Genomic DNA, 21,222 nt, shown 5'->3' with positions numbered 1-21,222 from the left:
CCGATATCCGCTGCGATGGTTCGCAACCGGCAGAGGGCTCGCCCCCCGGCCGTTGCCGCGCGCCACCCCCAGTCTGGAGATTCGATGGACAGCCCTGATCGCCCTGCGCAGGCCTTGCCGCCCCTGCTGTTTCAGCCCCGCTTCGACAGCCGCAGCGGTACGCTCGTCGGCGCAAAACTTTACGTGGTAACGCCTCGGCGCCAGGAGAATGTGGTCATCCAGCACGCCACGCTGGACGATCTTGCCCCCCTGCAGGTTGCCTGCCGGCAGATCGGAGAATGGAATGCCACCCATCGGCGACACATCGTCCTGACAGTCGGCGCCAAGCTGGAGGCGCTATGCGACCCAGGCTTCTCCCATGTCCTGAGCACGGTGCTACTGGAATCCCGCCTGGAACCGGGCTGCCTGGAGCTCAACATCATCACCGAGCATGGCGAGGTACCCGATACCACAACAGCAGCCCTGAGCCATCTCAAGGCCTGCGGCATCCGCTTCACCATCAGCGCAGCCAGCCAGGCCAACGCCCTGCTGGCCTGGGTTGGCCGGCTGCCGGTGGACGCCATCGAAGTACCGGCCGGACTGGTGCAGGACGTGACCACCAACCCGGAAGGCGTGGCCATCGTGCGGGCGCTGGTGACCCGGGCGCACCGCATGAAACTGTCAGTCAGCGCCAAGGGTGTCCGCAGCGCCCAGGTGGCCTCGGTGATGCAGGCCTGCGGCTGCGACTACCTCCAGGGCCCCCTGCTCGGACCGGCTCTGACCCCGGACGACTTCGAGGCACGCCTGATGAAAGACGATCGCCTCGACAACAGCCTGCTGCGGGGCCCGACGGCCGAACGCACGCTGCTGCTGGTCGATGACGAGGAGAACATCCTGTCGTCCCTACGCCGCCTGCTGCGCCGCGACGGCTACACCATCCTCACCGCTACCGGCGGGCAACAGGGGCTCGAAGTGCTGGCCACCAACCAGGTGGACGTGATCGTCTCCGACCAGCGTATGCCCGGCATGACGGGAGTCGAATTTCTGCACAAGGCCAAGGACATGCACCCGGACACGGTGCGCATGGTGCTGTCCGGCTACACCGACCTGCAATCGGTCACCGATGCGATCAACGAAGGCGCCATCTACAAGTTTCTCACCAAGCCCTGGGATGACGCCATGCTGCGGGCCAATATCGAGGAAGCCTTCCGTCGCAAGGCGCTGACCGACGACAACCAGCGTCTGGCTGCCGAGTTGCAGCACGCCAACCGCGAGCTGGAACGTATCAACGAACGCCTGACGGGCGTGCTCGCCGACCAGGAGCGTCGCCTGGGAATGGACGAAGCCGCCCTCAGCCTGACCCAGGAGGCCCTGGCGGTTATGCCCTTGCCGGTACTCGGGGTCGATCCGGGGGGCATGATCGCCTTCGCCAACCGCGCCGCGGAGAATCTGTTTTCCGAACAGGCACCCCTGCTCGGCCTGGGGGCAGAAGAGGTGCTGCCCGTGGCATTTCTGCCACTGATTCAAGCCAGCGCCGGCCATGCCGACTTGCGCTGCGGCGCCCGCCTGTTCCGGGTCGAGGCCCACCCGCTCGGCGGTCAGCCGGCCCCCCGTGGCTGCCTGCTCACCTTTACCTGCCGCACTGACACCCCATGAGCGAGAACCTGACGCAGCCTCTGGGTGAGACGCTTCCCGGTGCCGTGCTCGCCGCCCCGGTGACCGACAGCACCGGCGCCGTGCTCCTGCCGGCGGGCCTGAGCCTCACCGCCGCCCACCTGGAAAGCCTGCAACGGCGGGGCATCGACATGCTGATCGTGTGCCCGCCAGAAGACCCGGAGGCGCTGGCACGGCAGCACGTGAAGATCCGCGAGCGGGTCATGTACCTGTTCCGCCATACCGCCGACGAGCCCGGCTCCCAGGCCCTGCTCCACGCCGTGCTGGCTTTCCGTCAGGCCTCCGGAAAATGAAACCGCCCAGCCTCGACGAGATGATCGGCCACGTGCAGAAGCTGCCCGCGATGCCGGCGGTGGCCATCGAAGTGCTTCAGTCGATGGCGGGTGCCGACATCGACATCGGCACGCTGGCCCGCCACATCAGCCAGGATCAGGTCATCACCGCCCGGGTCCTGCGGGTCGCCAACTCTCCCTTCTACGGGCTGCAATCCCGGGTCGGCTCGATTCACGATGCCATCGTGGTAGTGGGCCTTTCTGCCATCCGCTCGCTGGTGCTGGCCGCTTCAGTCATGTCCGGTCTACCCGCCGGCCGCTGCCCCGGCTTCAGCCAGAAGCGCTTCTGGCGACATGTGCTGGGCACCGCCGTGGCGGCGCAAGCGCTGGCAAGCCCCTTGAAACGCCCTCCGGAGGTGCTTTTCCTTGCCGGTCTGCTCCACGACATCGGCCGGCTGGCCATGATGGTGCTCTACCCCGAACACTTCACGACCGTGCTGGCGGCCGCGGCGGCCCAGGACTGCCGCCTTGAGGATGCCGAGCGCAGCCATTTTGGCTTCGACCACAGCGAGGTGAGCGCCGCCCTGGCCCAGCGTTGGAACTTTCCCGCCGACATCATCGACGCTCTGGCCTGGCACCATCGGCCAGCCCTGGGCATGCCGGGCGGGCTGGCGGGCATCATCCATTACGCTGACGGCATTGCCCACGCCCTGGATCTGGACCAGGACGGGGAGTCCCCCAGCCAGATGCCCAGCCTGGATCAGGACACGGTCAGTGCCCTGGGCCTTGGCTGGGACAGCCTGAACGCCGTGCTGGCCGAAACCCGGGCCCGCTTCGACAGCTATGAAACACTGCTCGGATAGACCATGGCCCAGCCCTCCCCCTACGCCCTGTCCGGCACCCTCTTCCCCTTGGCTGAAAGCCTCAGTTCGGGCCTCCTGCTGCATCGGGGCGGCAAAGTGCTGTATGCCAACCGGGCCATGTCCCGCTTGAGTGGCTTCAGTGCGGAAGAGCTGATCGAGAAGGACTTCTGGGCCTTCTACCCGGCCAACGTGAGCGACACCATCCGCGAACGCGGCCTGGCCCGGCTCCACGGCGACCACCCGGTGGGCCGTTACGAAACACTGCTGATCACCCGATGCGGTGAAGAGCGCTGGGTGGAACTGACGGTCTCTGACGAAGAGATTCAGGGCCAGCGCACCATCGTCTGCAACTTCATCGACGTGACCGAGCGCAAGCGCGCCGAGGCCGCCCAGAAGCAGGCCCAGCAACTGCTGACCCAGATCATCGACGCAGACCCCGTCCCCACCCTGGTGATCAACGCCCGACACGTGGTCACCCACTGGAATCACGCCTGCGAACAGGTCATCGGGCTGCCCGCCAGCGAGTTGGTTGGCACATGCAACCAATGGTCTGCCTTCTACCCCAGCGAACGGCCGATCATGGCCGACCTGATTGTATCGGGGCAGATCGACGACATGCTCGAACTCTACGGCACCAAGAAACTGCGACGCTCACCGGTGATCGAGGGCGCTTACGAGGCCGAAGACTTCTTCCCTCAGATGGGCGACAAGGGCCGCTGGCTGTTCTTCACGGCAGCCCCGCTGCGTAACGCCCTGGGCGAAATCATCGGTGCCATCGAAACCCTGCAGGACATCACCGAACGGAAGAACGCCGAAACCGAGCTGCTGCGCATGCATGCCGACCTGGAGGCCAAGGTGGCCCGCCGCACGGAGCAATTGCAGCAGGCCAAGGCCAGCCTTGAACAAGACATTGCCCGGCGGGAACGGGCCGAGGAAGAGCTGCTGAAGCGCTACGCGGAGCTCACCGAGCTTAACTGCCGCCTGCAGGACACCCGGCAACAGCTCGTCCAGTCAGAGAAGATGGCCTCCATCGGCCAGCTCGCAGCCGGCGTGGCCCATGAGATCAACAACCCCATCGGCTACGTGAATTCCAACATCCGCAGCCTGAAGGGCTACGTGGAGCAGTTGCTCAAGGTGGTGAGCTGCTACGAGACCAGCGAAGCCGCCCTGCCGGCGGACGACCAGACCCGTATCCAGGCCGCCCGGAAGGACGCCGACTTCGACTACCTGCGCGATGACATCCATCAGTTGCTCGGCGAATCCGAGGAAGGCACCAACCGGGTACGCCAGATCGTCCAGGACCTGCGCGATTTCTCCCGCGCCGAAACCACCCAGGACTGGCAGGCCGCCGACCTCCATCACGGGCTCGACAGCACCCTCAACATCGCCAGTAACGAAATCAAGTACCGGGCCGACATCGTCCGGGAGTATGGCCAGCTCCCCCTGGTGGAATGCCTGCCTTCCCAGCTCAACCAAGTCTTCATGAACCTTTTTGTCAACGCTGCCCAGGCCATGCCCGACGGACACCGTGGCACCATCACCATACGCACCGGCCTCCAGGGCGAGAGCGTGTGGATCGAGGTTGCCGACGACGGCCAGGGCATTCCCCCGGACGTCATGGACAAGATATTCGACCCCTTCTTCACCACCAAACCCATCGGCAAGGGGACCGGCCTCGGCCTGTCCCTGTCCTATGGCATCGTTCAAAATCATCGCGGCAACATCAGCGTAAGCAGCGCGCCCGGAACGGGTACCACCTTCCGCATCACCCTGCCCGTCCACCACGAGGCGTCTGCCGGAGCCCAAGCATGAGCACATCCCCCGAAAACAGCAGCTTCACCCTCCTGTGCGTTGACGACGAAGCCAACATCCTGTCGTCCCTGCGGCGCCTCTTCCGCCCCCACGGCTACACCGTGCTGGTGGCAGGAGGGGGCACAGAGGGCCTTGAGATCCTCGACCGGGAGCACGTGGATCTGATTATCTCTGACATGCGCATGCCGGGCATGGACGGCGCCACCTTCCTGGCCGAAGCCCGCCAGCGCCACCCGGACGCCGTGCGCCTGCTGCTCACCGGCTATGCCGACATGGAATCAACCATTGCGGCCATCAACGCCGGGCAAATCGCTCGCTACATTTCCAAGCCATGGAACGACCAGGACGTGGTCCTGACCGTGCGCGAGGCCCTCGAGCGCAAGGCCCTGGAGCGCGAGAAGACCCGCCTGGAAAAGCTCACCCTCGCCCAGAACGAGGAGCTGAAAGCCCTCAATGCCAGCCTCGAAGAGAAGGTCGAAGCCCGCACCAGCGAGCTGAAGCTGGCCCACGAGAAGCTCAAGCAGAACTTCCTGACTTCCATCCGGGTATTTTCCAACCTCATCGAACTGCGTGAGGGCGTAATCTCCGGCCACTCCCGGCGGGTGGCCGACCTGGCCCGCAAGATCGCCCTCAAACTCAACTTCCCAGCCCCCGAGGCCCAGGACGTGATGCTGGCCGGTCTGCTCCACGACGTAGGCAAGATCGGACTGCCCGACGAACTGCTCTCCAAGCCCGTTTCCCACATGAGTGGCGACGAGCTCGGCCTGCTGCGCAAGCACCCGGTCACCGGCCAGGCCGCCCTGATGGGCCTGGAGAACCTGCGCAAGGCCGGCACCTTCATCCGCGGCCACCATGAACGCTGGGACGGCCAGGGTTACCCGGACCGCCTGTCCGGGCTGGCGATTCCTTACGGTGCCCGGGTGCTGGCGGTGGCCAACGATTTCGACGCCCTGCAGATCGGCACCTTGTCACCGCGCAAGCTCAAGCAGGACGAGGCGGTCGCCTTCATCCAGCAGAACCGGGGCAAGCGCTATTGCCCACAAGTGGTGGACGCCCTGGTGGACGTGCTCGGAGCTACCGAGACCATCTCCAGCGCCTCCAACGAGCTCAACCCCTCCTCCCTCAAACCCGGCATGGTGCTGGCGCGTGACCTGGTCACCCGAGACGGAGTGATGTTGCTGGCCGCCGACTTCGTGCTTGATGAAAGCCTGATCCGCCAACTGCGGGAGCTCGAAGCCTCGGAAGGCAACCGCCTGTCCATCGCGATCCGCCCGGAACGCCGGCCAAGCTGAGGAACGGCCTGGGCCGCGCCCGCACGGCTAACCGGCCACGAGCTGGAGCCCCTGCGGCATGCCGATTCCGTCCTTCAGGGCCTGGGCCAACATGGTGGCGGACATGGGCCGCGCAAAGAGATAGCCCTGGATGAGGTAGCAACCCCGCTGATGCAGGGCCGACAGCTGGGACACGGACTCGACACCCTCGGCAACCACTTCGAGCCCCAGGCTGTGAGCCAGACCGATGACCGCCTCGACAATGGCGATGCCCTGCCCGTCATCCAGTTCATTGACAAAGGAGCGGTCGATCTTGAGGGTATCCACGGCCAGCCGGCGCAGGTAGGCCAGGGACGAATACCCCGTCCCGAAGTCGTCCACCGCCACCCGCACCCCCATCTCGCGCAACTGGGCCAGGATGCCTGTGGCGTAATCCAGATCGCGCATCAGCACGGTCTCGGTGAGTTCGAACTCGATGCGCGATGCCGGCACGCCGGCACTCTCCAGTTCGGCCCGGACCGTGGGGATGAGCTGGGCGTCCATGAAATTGACCCCCGAGAGATTCACACTGATCCGGAAGTCGGGCGGCAGGGCGGTGCCCCACTCCACAATATCGGCACATACCCGCTCGAAAACCGCACGACTGAGGGGCACGATCATCCCGGTCTCTTCGGCCAGGGATATGAACTCGGGGGGTGGCACCGGCCCGCGCCCCATGTGAGGCCAGCGTACCAGGGCCTCCGCCTTGACGATGCTGCCGGTGTTGGCATCGACGATGGGCTGATACACCACCCGCAGCTCGTTGTCGCCAATGGCCCGGCGCAGCTCGCCCTCAAGGGTAAAGCGCAGAAAGGCCGCCACCTTCATTTCTTCGGAAAACAGGGCCACCGGTTCGCCATTGGTACGCTTGGCACGGTTGAGTGCCGTCTCGGCGGCCTTCAACAGGGCATCTGCGTCACCCGCATGATCGGGCATCACAGCCAGCCCGATGCGCGCCGACAGGGTGATGTCCTGCCCCGGCACATGGATCGGGGCCCGCACCACCCTCAACAACTGATGGGCGACGGCCAGCATTTCTTCCAGGTCACCCACGTCGGGCATGAGAATGCCGAACTCGTCCGCAGCCAGGCGGGCCACCTTGAAGCTGGGCAGGGCTCCGCCGCCCGCGGGCTCGGCGGGAGCCCGATCACCCATGCTCTCACGCAGGCGGTGGCCGATAACCTGCAGCACCTGGTCGCCGCGCTCCGGCCCCAGGCTGTCGTTGATGCGTGCAAAGCGGTCGATATCCACTACCATCACCGCACACCGGCTGTCGTTGCGCAGGCAGCGCACGGCAGCACCCAGCAGGTTCTCGCGAAAGAACTCCCGATTGGGCAGGCCGGTGAGATGGTCAAAATAGGCAAGCTGACGGATGCGGCGCTGGGCGTCCACCTGGTCGGTGATGTCCTGGGCGCTACCTTCCATGACCAGTCCGGCTGCCTCGTCCGGATCGCCGGGCTCCACGGTTTCGAGCACCGTGCGCACGCTGCCGTCGGGCCATACCACCCGGTAGGTCAGCTGAAAACCGATGCCCCTGCGGGCACCGTCAAGCGCCGCCGCCACCAGGGGACGGTCGGGCACATACACATGCTCAAGTATGGCCTCCATCTGCTCACCGAAGACACTGGCAGGCTGCCCGAAGAGCCGGTAATACTGGTCCGAGCGCTGGACCCGGTTTTCATTCACGAACCACTCCCAGCTGCCAAGACGGGCAATGCGCTGGGCGTTGGAGAGGCTCTCCTTGTTGCGGGTCAGCTCCTTCATGACCTGGGCCGAACGCAGCACGTAACGGATGCGGAAACGCAGCAGGGTCCAGTTGATCGGCTTGGATATGAAGTCGGTGGCTCCCACATCAAAGGCGCGCTGAACCGAGTCGCCATCGTCCAGCCCAGTCAGCATGATGATGGGAACCAGCGCCCCGCTATGCCGGGCACGCAGTTGCTGACAGACCTCGAAACCACTCAGCCCGGGCATCATCACGTCCAGCAGCACGAGATCCGGTAATGTTGCATCGAACAGGCTCAAGGCCTGCTGCCCGTCTTCAGCCTCCATTGTAGTGAGCCCCCCCTCGCGCAGGGCCTCGGAGGCCATCAGGCGGGTTAGGGGGTCGTCATCCACCACCAGGACGCGGGCGCTTTCACTTGCCGTCATCGTTCCATCGGGCTTTCCGCCCGGTCCAGTAACTCCACGCCGACCAGCTTCTCCCGAAGGAGAACCTGCTTGCAGGCCGTCCAGGCCTCGGCAATGGCTTCCACATCGTCACCGGTCGGGATTCCGCCGGCCTTGATCCGTTCATCCAGACTGCGTGCCCGGCTGGCCAGCCACACCGCGCCAACCGCCAGGCAGCCAGACTTCATCTTGTGGGCAAGCGCACGCACGGCATCGGCATCACCGGCCGCGACCCCGGCCCGCATGGCCACGAGGTTGCGCTCGGTTTCGCCGACGAATAGCGGCAGAAGGCGCTGCAGCATGGGGGACGCCCGATTGCCATTGACCCCCGGCAGGGACATCAGCAGATCCACGTCCATCGCCGTCTCCACGCCGCGGGGGCGTGGCGCAACCACCCCACCCGCCGCACGGGGCGGTCCGTCGGGATCGGATGGCAGGGCATCCCGCAACCATCGGCTCAGCACTGCCCACAACTGCTCTCGAGACACCGGCTTGACCAGATAATCATCCATGCCGGCAGCCAGGCAGGCATCGCGATCCTCCTTCAGCGCATTGGCGGTGAGGGCGACGATGGGCATGCGCGTCAAGTCGGCCGTTGCCTCGTGGGCTCGGATGCCGATGGTGGCCTGCCGGCCGTCCATCTCAGGCATCTGGATATCCATCAGGACCAGATCGAAGCGCTCCGCGCAGCACACATCGAGGGCCTGCCGCCCATTCTCGGCAACCGAGACGCGGCAACCGAGGGACTCCAGCACGGCCGTTACCACCTCTCGGTTCACCGGGTGATCTTCCACGACCAGCACATGCGCGGCGAGGGCCTGGCTGCGGGGCACCTGGGTGCTGTCGACCGGCGCCAGCTCGCTTACCAGGAAACGCCGGATCTCTGCCCCGGTGAGGGGTCGGGCCAGCACGATGGTCGCTCCGGCAGCGCGGGCATCCTTATCCCCTTCACGGCCGGCACCAACAACTGCTGCCAGGGGTGGGCAATCACTCCGGGCGCGCAAGCTGCCCAGCAAGGCCAAGCCGGAGCCGCCACCGAAGGCGGCATCAACAACAACCCAGTCGAAGCCGGTACCGACGGCCAGCATTTCATCCACGGCCAGCGGATCAAAGGCCAGTTCGCTGCGACATCCGAAAAACGCCAGCTGCTCGGAGAGCTCGTCGCGCAGCAGCGGGTCAGCGATAGCCAGCAAGGCGGCGCGGCCCGTGAGGGGCTGCTCGGCCGCGTCCCTGGGGCCGTCGATGGCGAGCTCGAACTCAACCCAGAAACAGGAGCCCTGCCCCGGCTCGGTGACATAGCCGATCTCGCCGTTCATCAGTTCGACCAGTTGCTTGGCGATGGACAGGCCCAGCCCGGTTCCGCCGAAGCGCCGGGCCATGGAGTTGTCGGCCTGGGAAAAGGAATGAAAGAGCCGCGCCCCTGCGCCCCGCGGCACGCCGATGCCGGTGTCGCGCACCTCGGCCCGCAGGCGCATGTGGCCGGCTTGCTGACAGGCTACCCGGGCAATGCGCACGGCAATCTCGCCCTTCTCGGTGAACTTCTGGGCATTCGAGACCAGGTTGTTGAGCACCTGACGCACGCGTAACGCGTCGCCCACAGCCGATTCGGGAACGCGCCTGTCCACGTGCAGGCGCAGCAGCAGCCCACGCTCGTGAGCCGAGGTGGCAAACAGGGCCGCCACTTGGTCTACGGTGTCCCTGAGCGAGAACGGCCGGCTCTCGAGTTCGAGGCGGCCGGCCTCGATTTTCGATACATCGAGCACGTCGTTGATGATCTCCATGAGCGCACAGGCAGAGTGGTCGAGCATATCAACAAAGTGCCCCTGGCGCTCCACCAGAGGCGTCTGCCGCAACAGACCGATCATGCCCATGACCCCATTCATCGGGGTCCGGATCTCGTGACTCATGTTGGCCAGGAACTGGGATTTGGCCCGGCTCGCTGCTTCGGCCTGCTCCTTGGCGGCCTGAAGTTCGGCGGTACGCGCAGCCACCTCGGAGGCGAGGTGCTCGCGATGCTGGGTAAGCTCGCGGTCGCGTGCGGCGATCTCACCCAGCATGCCGTTGAAACCGGCGATGAGCTCGCCGACTTCATCGGCATAGCCGGCCGGCGCACGCAGGTCATAGCGCTTATGCACACCCACCTCACGTACCACCCGGGCAAGCTGCTGCAGCGGATCGACGATCATGCCGCGGACGCGCCGGATGAAGAGGCCAGCGGCGATCAGGGCGACAACCAACCCGAGCAGGGCGAAGCCGATCCACAGGGCAATCCGGTGAACGATGGCGCGCAGGTCAAATTCGATGATCAGGGCGCCGAGATCCTCCCCGTCGCTGCGCAGGGACTGGGTGACCACCAGTTGCAGCAGCCCCCATTGCACGTCACCCTGCTCGGCCAGCCCCCTCAATCTGACCAGTTTCTCGGCGTCCTCAACCAAGGAGGTCGGATAGGTCGCAAAAACGGAGCCGTCGGGTCGTACCAGCATCGCAGCGGCGACCCGCTCGTGGTAGCGCAGCGACGCCAGCAGGGTGCCGGCCACCTGGGTGTCGTCGAAACGCAGGGGCGAAATGGCACTGTCTGCAACGATCTCGGAGAGGATGCGGGCGTCTTCGTCAGCCCGCCTCAGCTCCGTACGCACCTCAATGATGAAAATCGTCAGCAGCGCCACCCCGAGGGCGATGAGCACGCTCAAGCTGACCACGATGCCAAGCTTGACGCCGATAGGCTGATCCCGCAGGGGTCTCATCGCTGCCCCCGCTCGGTGCCCAGCACCTGGCGCCCGAGGCGCAGCAACTGAGAGCTGGCTCGCAAGCCATCACGGGCCAGGGTGGCCTGATTGATATCGAAGCGGACCCGATCATCCTCGGTGATCATGCCGATGCCACCGCCCGCTTCCGCAAACCCGTCAATATCGCTGACCGTGAGGACCCCCCGGCCGGCCAGGCCGCGCAGAACCAGGCCCATGCGACGCTCCTCGGAGCCCGAGACGAAGACCATGTGGCAGTCGAGCGCCTGCTCCAGGCTGTCGGCCTGACGCAGGCGCACTTCGCGCCCCTGCACCTGCCGTCCGTCCAGGCCCAGCAGGGCCCCGCCGAAAGGATCGCGGCCGAGCAGACACAGGCGTAACGGGGTGCCGGCCGGCAGCCGCCCCGCCGGCCACTCCACGTAGCGGGCGAAGTTGATCAGGTAGGCCGCCTTGATCTGGTACTCGCCGGGCTGCGGAGCCGCCCCCACGGGCGAGCCCGCCAACCCGAGGGCCAGCAGCAGGACGAGCCGGTAAAGGTGACGAATCACCATCACGTCCTCAGAAGCGCCACACGCCCTGGATGAAGGCGCGCCGGGGTTGGTACACCGGCTGTCCGGGGAAGAAGTTGGAGACGTATTCGAGGTGCAGGGGATCGAAGAGATTCTGTGCCACGAAGTACAGGTCGAAGTAGCGGCTCACGTGCCAGGCGTACCGGAAGTCCACCGCGGTATAGCCGGGCACGTCCCCGGTCCCGATGGTCCCGACCCGGCGCGCCATCACGTCCACCTCCTGCCCGCCCCCCAGCTTCATGCTCATTCGCAGAGTGCCCCAGTGCTGGGGCGAGGACTGTTCGAGGGCACGCCCGCTTGCATTGGTCACGACATCGGCGCTGCGCCGGGCCCGGGTGTCCATAAGCGTGTAGCTGGCCTGCAAGCGCAATGCGTCGGTAACGGGCAGATCCAGCCCCAACTCCACACCCTGGCTGCGAGCGGCGCCCAAGTTGCTACGCTGAGAGTACTGGAGCGGTACCACGAAGGGCTCAACGGGAAGGGGCGAGGCGGGGAAGACCAGACCATCCGGATCCGTCTGCTCGGAAATCAGGCGGTGATAGTCATTGTGGAAGAGCACGGCCTCGAAGCTGCCATTGCCCAGATTGCGGCGATAGCCCAGCTCCAGCGTATCGACGCGCTCGGCACGCCGATTCCAGCCTACGCCGGGCCGCGAGCCTACGACCACCGCAGGAAAGGGCGTGCCTGGCGGGGTCGGCTGCAAGCCGAACAGAATGGCTGCATCGCTTTCGCCGATCGAGGGCGTGCGGGCAGCCCTCGACCAGCTGGCCCACAGGCTGTCTTCCAGGTTGGGCGTCCACATCAGGCGGGCCGTTGGCTGAGGCTCAAAGTGCGACCGGCTGGAGTACTCGAAACGCCCCCCCAGGGTCAGCTTCCAGGTTTTGGGAACCAGGGTGATCTCATCCTGCATAAAGGCACTCATCACCCGGGAAACCCGCTTCGGCGGGACGATGCTCAACACAGCGGAGGCAGCCACGATCTCTGTTTCGAGGAGGCGCGCGCCCAATCCCCACATCACTTCATGAGAACCTGAAGGCACCAGTCGATGCTGGAAGTCCACGTCGGCGGTATTGACCGTGCCCCGACCGTAGGTCCCGACGTTGGCGTACTGGTGATCGACATAGGCTTGCAGCGAGGCTTCCCCCCCCGCCAGCCCCCAGTTGTAGCGCCCCAGCAGGCTGGAGCTCTCGAACACGAAATCAAGGGGGATCAGGGCCGGCTCGCCGGTGATGGTGGAGGCGTTGATAATCTCGCCGCTGGTCCGGCGGTTGACGTTGCCCTGAAGCGTCCAGGCATCCACTCCCGAACCGGCGCCATCCATGCGGAAGCCGCCTGCCCAGCCCCGGTTGTAGTCCGGCTCCGTCTGGCCGTCGCGGGTTCGCGACCCGGCCCGCTCACTGCCCTTGGCCAACACACGCAGGGCGCCGACTTCCCCCAGATCAATGCCCTGGCGCACTGCAAGGGATGGGTGCCCCTTGTCATCGACACTGGCCACCACGACGCCACCCGGCGTCGCCGTGGCCTTGCGGGTGATGATGTTGATCACCCCATTGACGGCGTTGGCCCCCCACAGGGACGCACCAGGCCCACGGATCACTTCGATCCGCTCCACATCCTCGAGCATCACATCGAGGGCTTCCCAGAACACGCCGGAAAACAGCGGGCTGTAAACACTGCGACCATCGATCTGGACCAGCAGCTTGTTGGAAAAGCGCCCCTCACCCCCGCGTACGCCCACCGACCAGCGGCCCGAGCCAATCTGCGAGACGATCACCCCCGGCACTTCGCGCAGGGCCTCGGGCACGCTGCGGGCACCACTGCGGCGGATGTCGGCGGCCGACAGTACGGTCACGGCCGCCGGCGTATCCGACAGTTTCTGGGCCTTGCGCGACACAGCAGTCACATCGAGCCTGACCAGCTCTTCCAGACTCAAGTCTGCAAGCGATGCCTCTTCGGCAGCCGCAGCAAAGCTCCAGCACAGGGCAGAAGCAAGGAAGCAGGGGGCAAGTCGGCTCATCGTCAGGATCTCTGGAATGGGTTGAACGTAGCAGCAGCGTAAGGCCCGCACGGAATTGTTAAATTTCCGCACAGACAGGCAGGCTTTTACCCCGAATGCCTGAAACACAATGACAAACAATACGCACTGGCGGCGAGAAAACCGCCTTCGCACAGGCGAACGCGACTCCGATCACGCTAGCTGCGGCCTGTGGCGTCTGCACAAGGCCTCCCCCGGCCGCCTTCGACACCTCTGCCATCGGCTACAATCGCAGGATTTTTCGAACCCGGCGGCTCCCCGCCCGCGCCCGTCAAGGTAAGCACCCGATGACCGCTCCCACATCTCCGGCCTCCGACGCCGCACCCAGCAATTTCATCCGCAACATCATCGACGAAGATCGCCGCCTCGGCAAATGGGCGGGACGGGTCGAAACACGCTTCCCGCCTGAGCCCAACGGCTATCTGCACTACGGCCACGCCAAGAGCATCTGCCTCAATTTCGGCCTGGCCGAAGCCTATGGCGGCGCCTGCCATATGCGCTTTGACGACACCAATCCGACAAAGGAAGAGCAGGAATACGTCGATGCCATCATCGAGGCCGTGCAGTGGCTGGGTTTTGACTGGGGCGAGCACCTGTACTTCGCGTCGGATTACTTCGACAAGATGTATGCCATGGCCGAGCACTTGATCACCGTCGGCAAGGCCTACGTCGACTCCCTGTCCGCAGAGGAGATGCGCGCCTATCGCGGCACCCTGTCCAGCCCCGGCAAGGACAGCCCCTACCGCAACCGCAGCGTCTCCGAGAACCTGGAGCTGTTCCAGCGCATGAAGGCCGGCGAGTTTCCCGATGGCACCCACATCCTGCGCGCCAGGATCGACATGGCCTCGCCCAACATCAACCTGCGCGACCCGGCCATCTACCGCATCCGCCATGCCACCCATCACCGCACCGGTGACCGCTGGTGCGTGTACCCGATGTACACCTTCGCCCACCCCATCGAGGACGCGCTGGAGGATGTAACCCACTCCATATGCACCCTTGAGTTCGAGGATCAGCGCCCCTTCTACGACTGGCTGCTCGACAGCCTTGCTGAAGGTGGCTTCTTCCCCCGTCCGGTGCCGAGGCAGATCGAGTTTGCCCGGCTCAACCTCACTTACGTGGTGCTGTCGAAGCGCAAGCTGATCCAGCTGGTGGACGAGAAGCACGTGGCCGGCTGGGACGACCCCCGCCTGCCCACCCTGGTCGGCGCCCGTCGACGCGGCTTCACGCCGGACGGCTTCCGCCGCTTTGCCGAACGCATCGGGGTTTCCAAGGGCGACTCATGGATCGACATGAGCGTGCTCGAAGACTGCATGCGCGAGCACCTCAACGAAGCCGCCGAGCGGCGTGTCGCCGTGCTTGATCCGCTCAAGCTGATCATCACCAACTACCCGGAAGGTCACACCGAGCGGTGCCACGCCCCCAACCACCCTCTGCACCCCGAACTTGGCAAGCGCGAGATGCCCTTCGGCCGGGAGCTGTGGATCGAGCGCGAAGATTTCATGGAAGCCCCGGTCAAGGGCTACCACCGCCTCTACCCGGGCAACATGGCGCGCCTGCGCTACGGTTACGTGGTCAAGTGCACCGGCTGCGAGAAGGACGCCGACGGCAATGTCACAGCCGTGCTGTGCGAATACCTGCCCGACTCGAAGTCCGGCACCCCCGGCGCCGACACTTACAAGGTTAAGGGCAACCTGCACTGGGTCTCGGTAGAGCACGCCTACACCGCGGAGGTGCGCCTCTACGACCGCCTCTTCGCCCATGCCTACCCAGGCAACCGGCGTGAAGGCGATGCTGAGGGTGTGGAACGGGACTTCCTCGAAGACATCAACCCTGACAGTCTGAAGGTCATCACCGCACAGCTTGAGCCGGCCCTGCGAGCAGCACGACCGGAAGCCCGCTTCCAGTTCGAACGTCACGGCTATTTCGTCGCCGACCGGATCGATTCGAAGGATGGCGCCCCGATCTTCAACCGCACCGTCACCCTGCGCGACACCTGGAAGAAGTAGGCCGAAAGACCACGGCAGGCCTTGCGCCCCCGCAGGCTGCAGGGAAGCAAGGCCTGTCGTGGGCGTCCCTTAGGGGATCGGGGGTATGATCCAGCAATATAGCGTCCGCATGAGTGCGCGGGCAGCAAACCAGCACGTCGGACTTAAGCTTGTCGCCATTGTGCCGATTACAAAGCGCTGACGACTCCAAGCCCTTCTCCGCCTGGACTACCGGACGAACGCGGCCCTAACCCGACCACCCCCGCCAGGCCATCGCACTGCATGTTGAGCAACCTTTCGATCCGCGTTCGCCTCCTGCTGGCCAGCACCGTGGTCCAGGTCGTGATGCTGACGCTCCTGCTGACCAACAGCGGCCGCCTCATGAACGAGGCCACAACCGCCAGCCTGAACACCCTCATCGCACAGAATGCCGGCATTCTGAATGTGGTGACGGCAACATTCGTGCCCCAGGGTCGCTACAAGGAACTCCAGGACGCCCTCGGCGAACTGCTGAACGAAACCAACGAAGGGCTGATCTACGTCCGCATCGTCGATAGTGCCGGGCAGACCCGTGTACACGCCGGCCTCCCCGAAATGCTCACTCTGCCTCCGCCTGACGACGCAGCCGCACTCAATCTCGGCACCAGCACACAGGCCAACCTCATCCACATACGCCGACCGGTCCTGCTGGAGCGAAACCAGGTGGGCTACGTACAGTTCGGCGTTTCGGTATCGGCCCTCAGCCTGGCCAAGCAGCGCATCCTCAATCAGGGCATTGCCATTGCCAGTGCCGAAGTGCTGCTCACCCTCCTGCTGCTGGGGACCGTCGGCTACCTGATGACCCGCAACCTGGGGCGCCTGCTCCGCGGCAGCCAGGCCATTGCCGCGGGGCAGCTGTCCCACCGGCTTCCGGATCAGGGCAAAGACGAGCTGGCCCAGCTATGCCAACACTTCAACCGCATGGCCGAAGCCCTCCAGTCCCGGATCCAGGAGCTCGAAACCACGGCCCGTCAGCTGACCATCAGCGAAGAGCGCTACGCCCTTGCCACCCGTGCGGCCAATGACGGCCTGTGGGACTGGGACATTCTCAGCGACAAGACCTACTTTGCACCGCGCTTCATGGAAATCCTGGGCCTGCCTGCCGACGCGGCCCTGGAGCGCAAGGAGACCCTCCTCGACAACATTCACCCGGAAGACCGGGAAGCCTTCCGTCTGCGCCTGATCGCCCACCTCAAGCGCGAATCAGCCCAGCTCTTGATCGAACACCGCATTCGCCATGCCGACGGCTCGTATCGCTGGATCCTCACCTGCGGTATTGCCGTCTTTGACACGGCCAGCAACCGGGCCATTCGCATGGCCGGCTCGATCAGCGACATCCACCTGCGCAAGCGGGCTGAAGACCAACTCATCCACGACGCCCTTCACGATGGCCTTACCGGCCTCGCCAACCGCGCCCTGTTTGTCGAACACCTGCAGAACACGCTGCGTCACGCAGACCGCGTAGAAGGCAGCCAGTTCGCTGTGCTGCATGTGAACATCGAACGCTTTCACGTGGTCAACGACAGCCTCGGCTACTCCGCCGGCGACGACCTGCTGCGCCTGGTGGCCTCACGCATCCGCACCCTGGCCCGCCCCGGCGACGTCGTCGGGCGTATCGGCGGTGACCAGTTTGCCGTGCTCTTGAACGATATTACCGAGGCTGGCGAAGCAATCCGCTTCTCCGAAAAACTGCAGACCCACCTGGCCGAAAACGCCGAACTCAATGGTCACGCCCTGTACCCCAAGACACGTATCGGGGTAGCCCTTGGCAGCGGCGGCTTCCACAACGCCGAAGACCTGATGCGCGACGCCGACAACGCCATGCACCGCTCCCGCAGCAGCGCCGAGAGCACCATCACGGTCTTCCAGTCAGCCATGCACCAGCAGGTCATGCGCGACCTGCAACTGGAATCGGAGCTGCGCGCGGCCCTGCGCGACGAACAGCTCGTGGCTCACTTTCAGCCCATTGTCGATCTTGGGTCGGGCCTGACCAGCGGCTTCGAAGCACTGGTCCGTTGGCCCCAGGCCAGCTCACGGCAGGTCGGTCCGGACGTTTTCATTCCCCTCGCCGAATCCCTCGGCCTGGTCCATGAGCTCGGCATGCAGATGCTCGACCAGAGCTGTCGCTGCCTGAGAGCGTGGCGTGATCGCGGCCTCGCGGATGACCAGATCAGCATCAGCGTCAACCTCTCCGCACGTCAGCTCACCCAGCTTGACCTGGCCGACCAGATCGTCGCCTGCATCGAACGCCACGGACTCCCTCCGGGTGCCCTCAAACTGGAAATCACCGAAGGCACCCTGGTAACCCGCAAGGAACTGGCTACCAGCCAGCTCGGAAAACTCCGCGCCAAGGGGCTCAAGATCCTCATCGACGATTTCGGTACCGGCTATTCCTCCCTCAGCTACCTGCACTCCATCCCCTGCGACACAATCAAGCTGGACGGCTCTTTCATCCGGGAGATCGTCCGCGATACCCGCCTGCGCGCCATTGTCGGGGCCAGCATCCACCTCGCTCATGAGCTAGGCATGAGCGTGGTGGCCGAGTGCATCGAAACCAGCGCCCAGGCAGCGCTGCTGAAAGAGCTCCACTGCAACTACGGGCAAGGCTACCTCTTCTCCCCTGCCCTTCCCGCAGACAAGGTGGAGGCATGGCTGACCACGCACTCCAGCCAGGCCCAACGGAGTCACGCATGAAACCCATCGCCGCGCACCTCCTCACCCTCAGCCTGGCCGGCCTGCTGACAGGCGCCCATGCCTCCGACGCACCCTCGCCCTTCAGCCTTTCCGGTTTCGGCACTGTCGGTGCGGTCCGCACCGACAAGGACAACCGGCTGTTTCGCAGCAGCACCGAACAGGTAAGCGGCGCCGGCACCGATTTCGACCCAACAGTGGATTCTGTACTAGGTGTGCAGGGGTCCCTCATTCTGGGCACAGCGCTCGACCTAACGATCCAGTCTGTTGTTCGCAAGGGTGTTGCCGATAGCTACGCCCCGCAGCTCACCTGGGGCTTCTTGCGCCTGCAGGCCACACCGGAGATCGTCGTCCGGGCTGGACGCATGCGCACCCCCTTCTTCATGTACTCCGACTCCCTGAACCTCAACTACGCCACCCCCTGGGTGCGCCCACCCGTCGAGGTCTACAGTCTGAATCCATTCGCCGACCTCAACGGAGTCGATGCCCTCTATCGCACGCCGATCGGTGCTACCGATCTCGAACTTCACGTATATGGAGGCAAGAGTTCGCTCGATATTCGCAATGGTGGCGGCAAGCTCCAGGCTGTTCGCGGAGTGAAGGCGGCCCTCAGCATATCGAGTCTCACCTTGCAGGCGGGCTACGCCCGCTCGAACCTGTCCATACATTGGGGTGACCCCATGTTTACGGCGCTGAACAACCACCTCTTGGCCACTGGAAACGACGCCATTGCAAGGGATTTATCCGGTGACGACAGCAAGGGAACCTTCCTTTCGGCCGGGTTCCAGTACGACAGCGATCGGCTCCTGATGATCGGCGAGTATGCACGCCGCACCGTCGACCGCTACACGGTTAGCGCCGCTGGCTGGTATTTCACTGCGGGCTACCGTTTCAATTCCCTGACCCCTTACATAACGGTGGCCAGGCAGATACAAACCGCTCCAGTGACCAACGCACAAAGCGGTATCGCACAGCTTGACGATCTGCTCAGCCTTTTCAACGCGATGCGCAACAAGTCCCAAAGCAGCCTGGCGCTTGGCGCGAGGTGGGATGTCGCCCGAAATGTCGCCGTCAAGACTCAAGTCGAGCGTATCCAGCCTGGTCCGGGAGGACTTGGAATATTCGCCAACGATAACTTCCGCGATGTCGTAGACCCGGGCGGCCCCGTTCACGTGCTCAGCATCTCGGCTGATTTCGTCTTCTAAACCGATGCGTCCGCTCCGCGCCCTCCTGCTCCTTGTGGCCCTGCTGGCCTCCAGCCCCATCCAGGCGGAGATACTCGTCGTCACCAGCAACCGCAGCGGCCCCATCGAGTTGACCCGCGACCAGGCCGAGAAACTCTATCTGGGCCGTAGCACCACCCTTAGCGACGGAACACCGGCAAGCCTTGTCGACCTACCCAACGGTTTGGTGCGGGACGAGTTCTATCTCAAGCTGACCGGCAAGAACCCGGCGCAGATACAGGCATACTGGTCGCGTCTCGTCTTCACAGGGCGAGCCCTCCCCCCCAAGGAAGCCCGCTCACTGATCGAAGCGCGGCAATGGCTCACCGACACACCCAACCTGATTGGCTACCTCGACCGCAGTGAGACCACCACGGGCATGCGGATTCTCCTACGCCTGCCCTAGCAATCGCCTTATAGGGTGCAAGCACCCACGCCGTCTTCTGCAAACATACGTCAGTTCGGCCTAAAGTCGCAGCAGGGAAACAGCAGCAGCCCTAGAATTCGTTACGACGGCACTGCTTCTACCCGCACTCATGACGCAACACACCACCCAACGCTCCCAACGTTACATACCTCCCACGCTACTCACCCCCGGACAGACCCTGCTTTGGTTCTTGGGCGGCATCCTCGCGATGTTCTTTGCCGTATCGGTGGTCTTCGCCGTCAAACTGGGCACTGAAGGGCGGCTGCCTTTCTTTGGCACGTCCGCCAAGGCCAATACAATTGCGCCACCGCAAGCCCCAAGAGCACAGCCAACAACTGCCGCCGTTGCCCCCCCAGTCGCGGCGGCTACCCTCGCCCCGGTAGAGCAGACTGTCGCACCCACGCTGATCAGGCCCGACGCCAACAGTACCTTCGTTCCTGGCACGGAGAACCTGCTGGCACCCGAAGTCGCCCACCTCGCCAGGGACGCATCTCCCCAGCGGGGGCCGGAACGGGTCAGCCCCCCCCTCACCTCTCCAGGAAGCGCAGCAGCAGGGGCCTCTCCGCCCCCGCCCGTTGCAGCCCCCCCTACCCCCCCCTCTGCCCAGACAGAGAACGAACCCATCCGGAAAGCCATATCCGGGTGGGTGGCGGCCTGGCAGAGTAAGGATGTAGACGCTTACCTGAAACACTATGCCGATAACTTCACGCCCTCAGGTGGAATGAGCCGCAGCGCCTGGCTTCAGCAGCGCCAGGAGCGACTGGGGCGGCCCGGAGAGATCACCATTCAACTCTCCGATCTGGAGATCAAGACAAACAGCGACGGTGCCACCGCCCGATTCCTCCAGACTTATACTGCTCGGGGAACGACCCTCAAGGAAACCAAGACCCTCGTCCTCACTCTCCAAGACGGAAACTGGCTGATTCTCCAGGAGCGCATCGGACAGTAATACGGCCGGCGCTTGGTTTGACATCGGCGCTAGCAGCCTATATACTGCCGCGTTTCCTGCAAACCCTTAATCGGAGTACATCCATGTACGCGGTCATAAAAACCGGCGGCAAGCAGTATCGCGTCGTCGTCGGCGAAAAACTCAAAGTAGAACAGATACCGGCTGACGTGGACTCGCAAATCACCATCGACCAGGTTTTCATGGTCGGCGAAGGCGAGTCGGTCAAGATCGGCACCCCCGTGGTCGCTGGCGCCAGCGTCACCGCAACCGTGGTTTCCCACGGCCGCCACGACAAGATCAAGATCTTCAAGATGCGCCGTCGCAAGCACTACCAGAAGCATCAGGGTCACCGTCAGAACTACACCGAGCTGCGCATCGACGCGATCTCGGCCTAAGGAGATACCGACATGGCACACAAAAAGGCTGGCGGCAGTTCACGCAACGGTCGCGACTCAGAAAGTAAACGCCTTGGCGTCAA

16 protein-coding genes are annotated in these 21,222 nt (G+C 64.5%); 12 read left to right on the top strand and 4 right to left on the bottom strand.

Annotated elements, in window-relative coordinates; all coding sequences use genetic code 11:
• Positions 1–84: 84 nt before the first annotated feature.
• From ACIQ09_RS05455 to ACIQ09_RS05435, 5 genes are read left to right on the top strand one after another with little or no spacing between them, the layout of a single operon-like run.
• Positions 85–1,635, top strand: coding sequence for an EAL domain-containing protein (locus ACIQ09_RS05455; RefSeq protein ID WP_398307000.1), 1,551 nt, complete (start codon positions 85–87; stop codon positions 1,633–1,635).
• On the top strand, positions 1,632–1,946 hold the full coding sequence (locus ACIQ09_RS05450; protein ID WP_398306998.1) for a hypothetical protein: 315 nt from the start codon (positions 1,632–1,634) through the stop codon (positions 1,944–1,946). Before ACIQ09_RS05455 ends, ACIQ09_RS05450 begins: the two co-directional genes overlap by 4 nt.
• Positions 1,943–2,788: an HDOD domain-containing protein gene (locus ACIQ09_RS05445; protein ID WP_398306996.1), complete on the top strand. Its 846-nt coding sequence runs from the start codon at positions 1,943–1,945 to the stop codon at positions 2,786–2,788. The genes ACIQ09_RS05450 and ACIQ09_RS05445 overlap by 4 nt, the downstream gene beginning before the upstream one ends.
• A gap of 3 nt (positions 2,789–2,791) precedes the next feature.
• On the top strand, positions 2,792–4,600 hold the full coding sequence (locus ACIQ09_RS05440; protein ID WP_398306994.1) for a PAS domain S-box protein: 1,809 nt from the start codon (positions 2,792–2,794) through the stop codon (positions 4,598–4,600).
• Positions 4,597–5,892, top strand: coding sequence for an HD domain-containing phosphohydrolase (locus ACIQ09_RS05435; protein ID WP_398306992.1), 1,296 nt, complete (start codon positions 4,597–4,599; stop codon positions 5,890–5,892). Before ACIQ09_RS05440 ends, ACIQ09_RS05435 begins: the two co-directional genes overlap by 4 nt.
• Before the next feature lie 27 nt (positions 5,893–5,919).
• Here the strand turns inward: ACIQ09_RS05435 and ACIQ09_RS05430 are convergent, their stop codons facing one another.
• Genes ACIQ09_RS05430 through ACIQ09_RS05415 form a run of 4 tightly spaced genes read right to left on the bottom strand, consistent with a single transcriptional unit; the run spans position 5,920 to position 13,409 of the window.
• On the bottom strand, positions 5,920–8,061 hold the full coding sequence (locus tag ACIQ09_RS05430; protein WP_398306990.1) for a putative bifunctional diguanylate cyclase/phosphodiesterase: 2,142 nt from the start codon (positions 8,059–8,061) through the stop codon (positions 5,920–5,922).
• Positions 8,058–10,823 (bottom strand): response regulator, encoded by a 2,766-nt coding sequence (locus tag ACIQ09_RS05425; RefSeq protein WP_398306988.1) that lies wholly within the window; start codon positions 10,821–10,823, stop codon positions 8,058–8,060. The genes ACIQ09_RS05430 and ACIQ09_RS05425 overlap by 4 nt, the downstream gene beginning before the upstream one ends.
• Positions 10,820–11,374, bottom strand: a complete 555-nt coding sequence (locus ACIQ09_RS05420) for a YfiR family protein (RefSeq protein ID WP_398306986.1) — start codon at positions 11,372–11,374, stop codon at positions 10,820–10,822. The genes ACIQ09_RS05425 and ACIQ09_RS05420 overlap by 4 nt, the downstream gene beginning before the upstream one ends.
• 7 nt (positions 11,375–11,381) lie before the next feature.
• A complete protein-coding gene (locus ACIQ09_RS05415; protein WP_398306984.1) occupies positions 11,382–13,409 on the bottom strand; it encodes a TonB-dependent receptor plug domain-containing protein in 2,028 nt (675 codons plus the stop codon).
• A gap of 305 nt (positions 13,410–13,714) precedes the next feature.
• Between ACIQ09_RS05415 and ACIQ09_RS05410 the strand changes: the two genes are divergently transcribed.
• The 7 genes from ACIQ09_RS05410 to ACIQ09_RS05380 all read left to right on the top strand — a co-directional run.
• Entirely contained in the window at positions 13,715–15,436 is a 1,722-nt protein-coding gene (locus ACIQ09_RS05410) for a glutamine--tRNA ligase/YqeY domain fusion protein (protein WP_398306982.1), read from the top strand.
• A 261-nt stretch (positions 15,437–15,697) separates the two neighbouring features.
• Entirely contained in the window at positions 15,698–18,148 is a 2,451-nt protein-coding gene (locus ACIQ09_RS05405) for an EAL domain-containing protein (RefSeq protein ID WP_398306980.1), read from the top strand.
• Positions 18,145–19,350 carry a hypothetical protein gene (locus ACIQ09_RS05400; protein ID WP_398306978.1) on the top strand — a complete coding sequence of 402 codons (1,206 nt, stop codon included), beginning with the start codon at positions 18,145–18,147 and terminating at the stop codon, positions 19,348–19,350. Before ACIQ09_RS05405 ends, ACIQ09_RS05400 begins: the two co-directional genes overlap by 4 nt.
• 4 nt (positions 19,351–19,354) lie before the next feature.
• Entirely contained in the window at positions 19,355–19,774 is a 420-nt protein-coding gene (locus tag ACIQ09_RS05395; protein ID WP_398306976.1) for a hypothetical protein, read from the top strand.
• A 130-nt stretch (positions 19,775–19,904) separates the two neighbouring features.
• Positions 19,905–20,744, top strand: coding sequence for a YybH family protein (locus tag ACIQ09_RS05390; protein WP_398306974.1), 840 nt, complete (start codon positions 19,905–19,907; stop codon positions 20,742–20,744).
• An 83-nt stretch (positions 20,745–20,827) separates the two neighbouring features.
• Complete coding sequence (rplU, locus tag ACIQ09_RS05385; protein WP_296569624.1) at positions 20,828–21,139, top strand: 50S ribosomal protein L21; 312 nt, start codon at positions 20,828–20,830, stop codon at positions 21,137–21,139.
• A 12-nt stretch (positions 21,140–21,151) separates the two neighbouring features.
• Positions 21,152–21,222, top strand: a 71-nt coding sequence (locus ACIQ09_RS05380; RefSeq protein WP_288024329.1) for a 50S ribosomal protein L27, incomplete at its 3' end; no start/stop codon positions are given.

The sequence above is a fragment of the Zoogloea sp. genome, from assembly GCF_044344315.1.
Classification (GTDB): domain Bacteria; phylum Pseudomonadota; class Gammaproteobacteria; order Burkholderiales; family Rhodocyclaceae; genus Zoogloea.
Note: the sequence above shows the minus strand (reverse complement) of the source record. Positions and strands in the feature narration are given on the sequence as shown.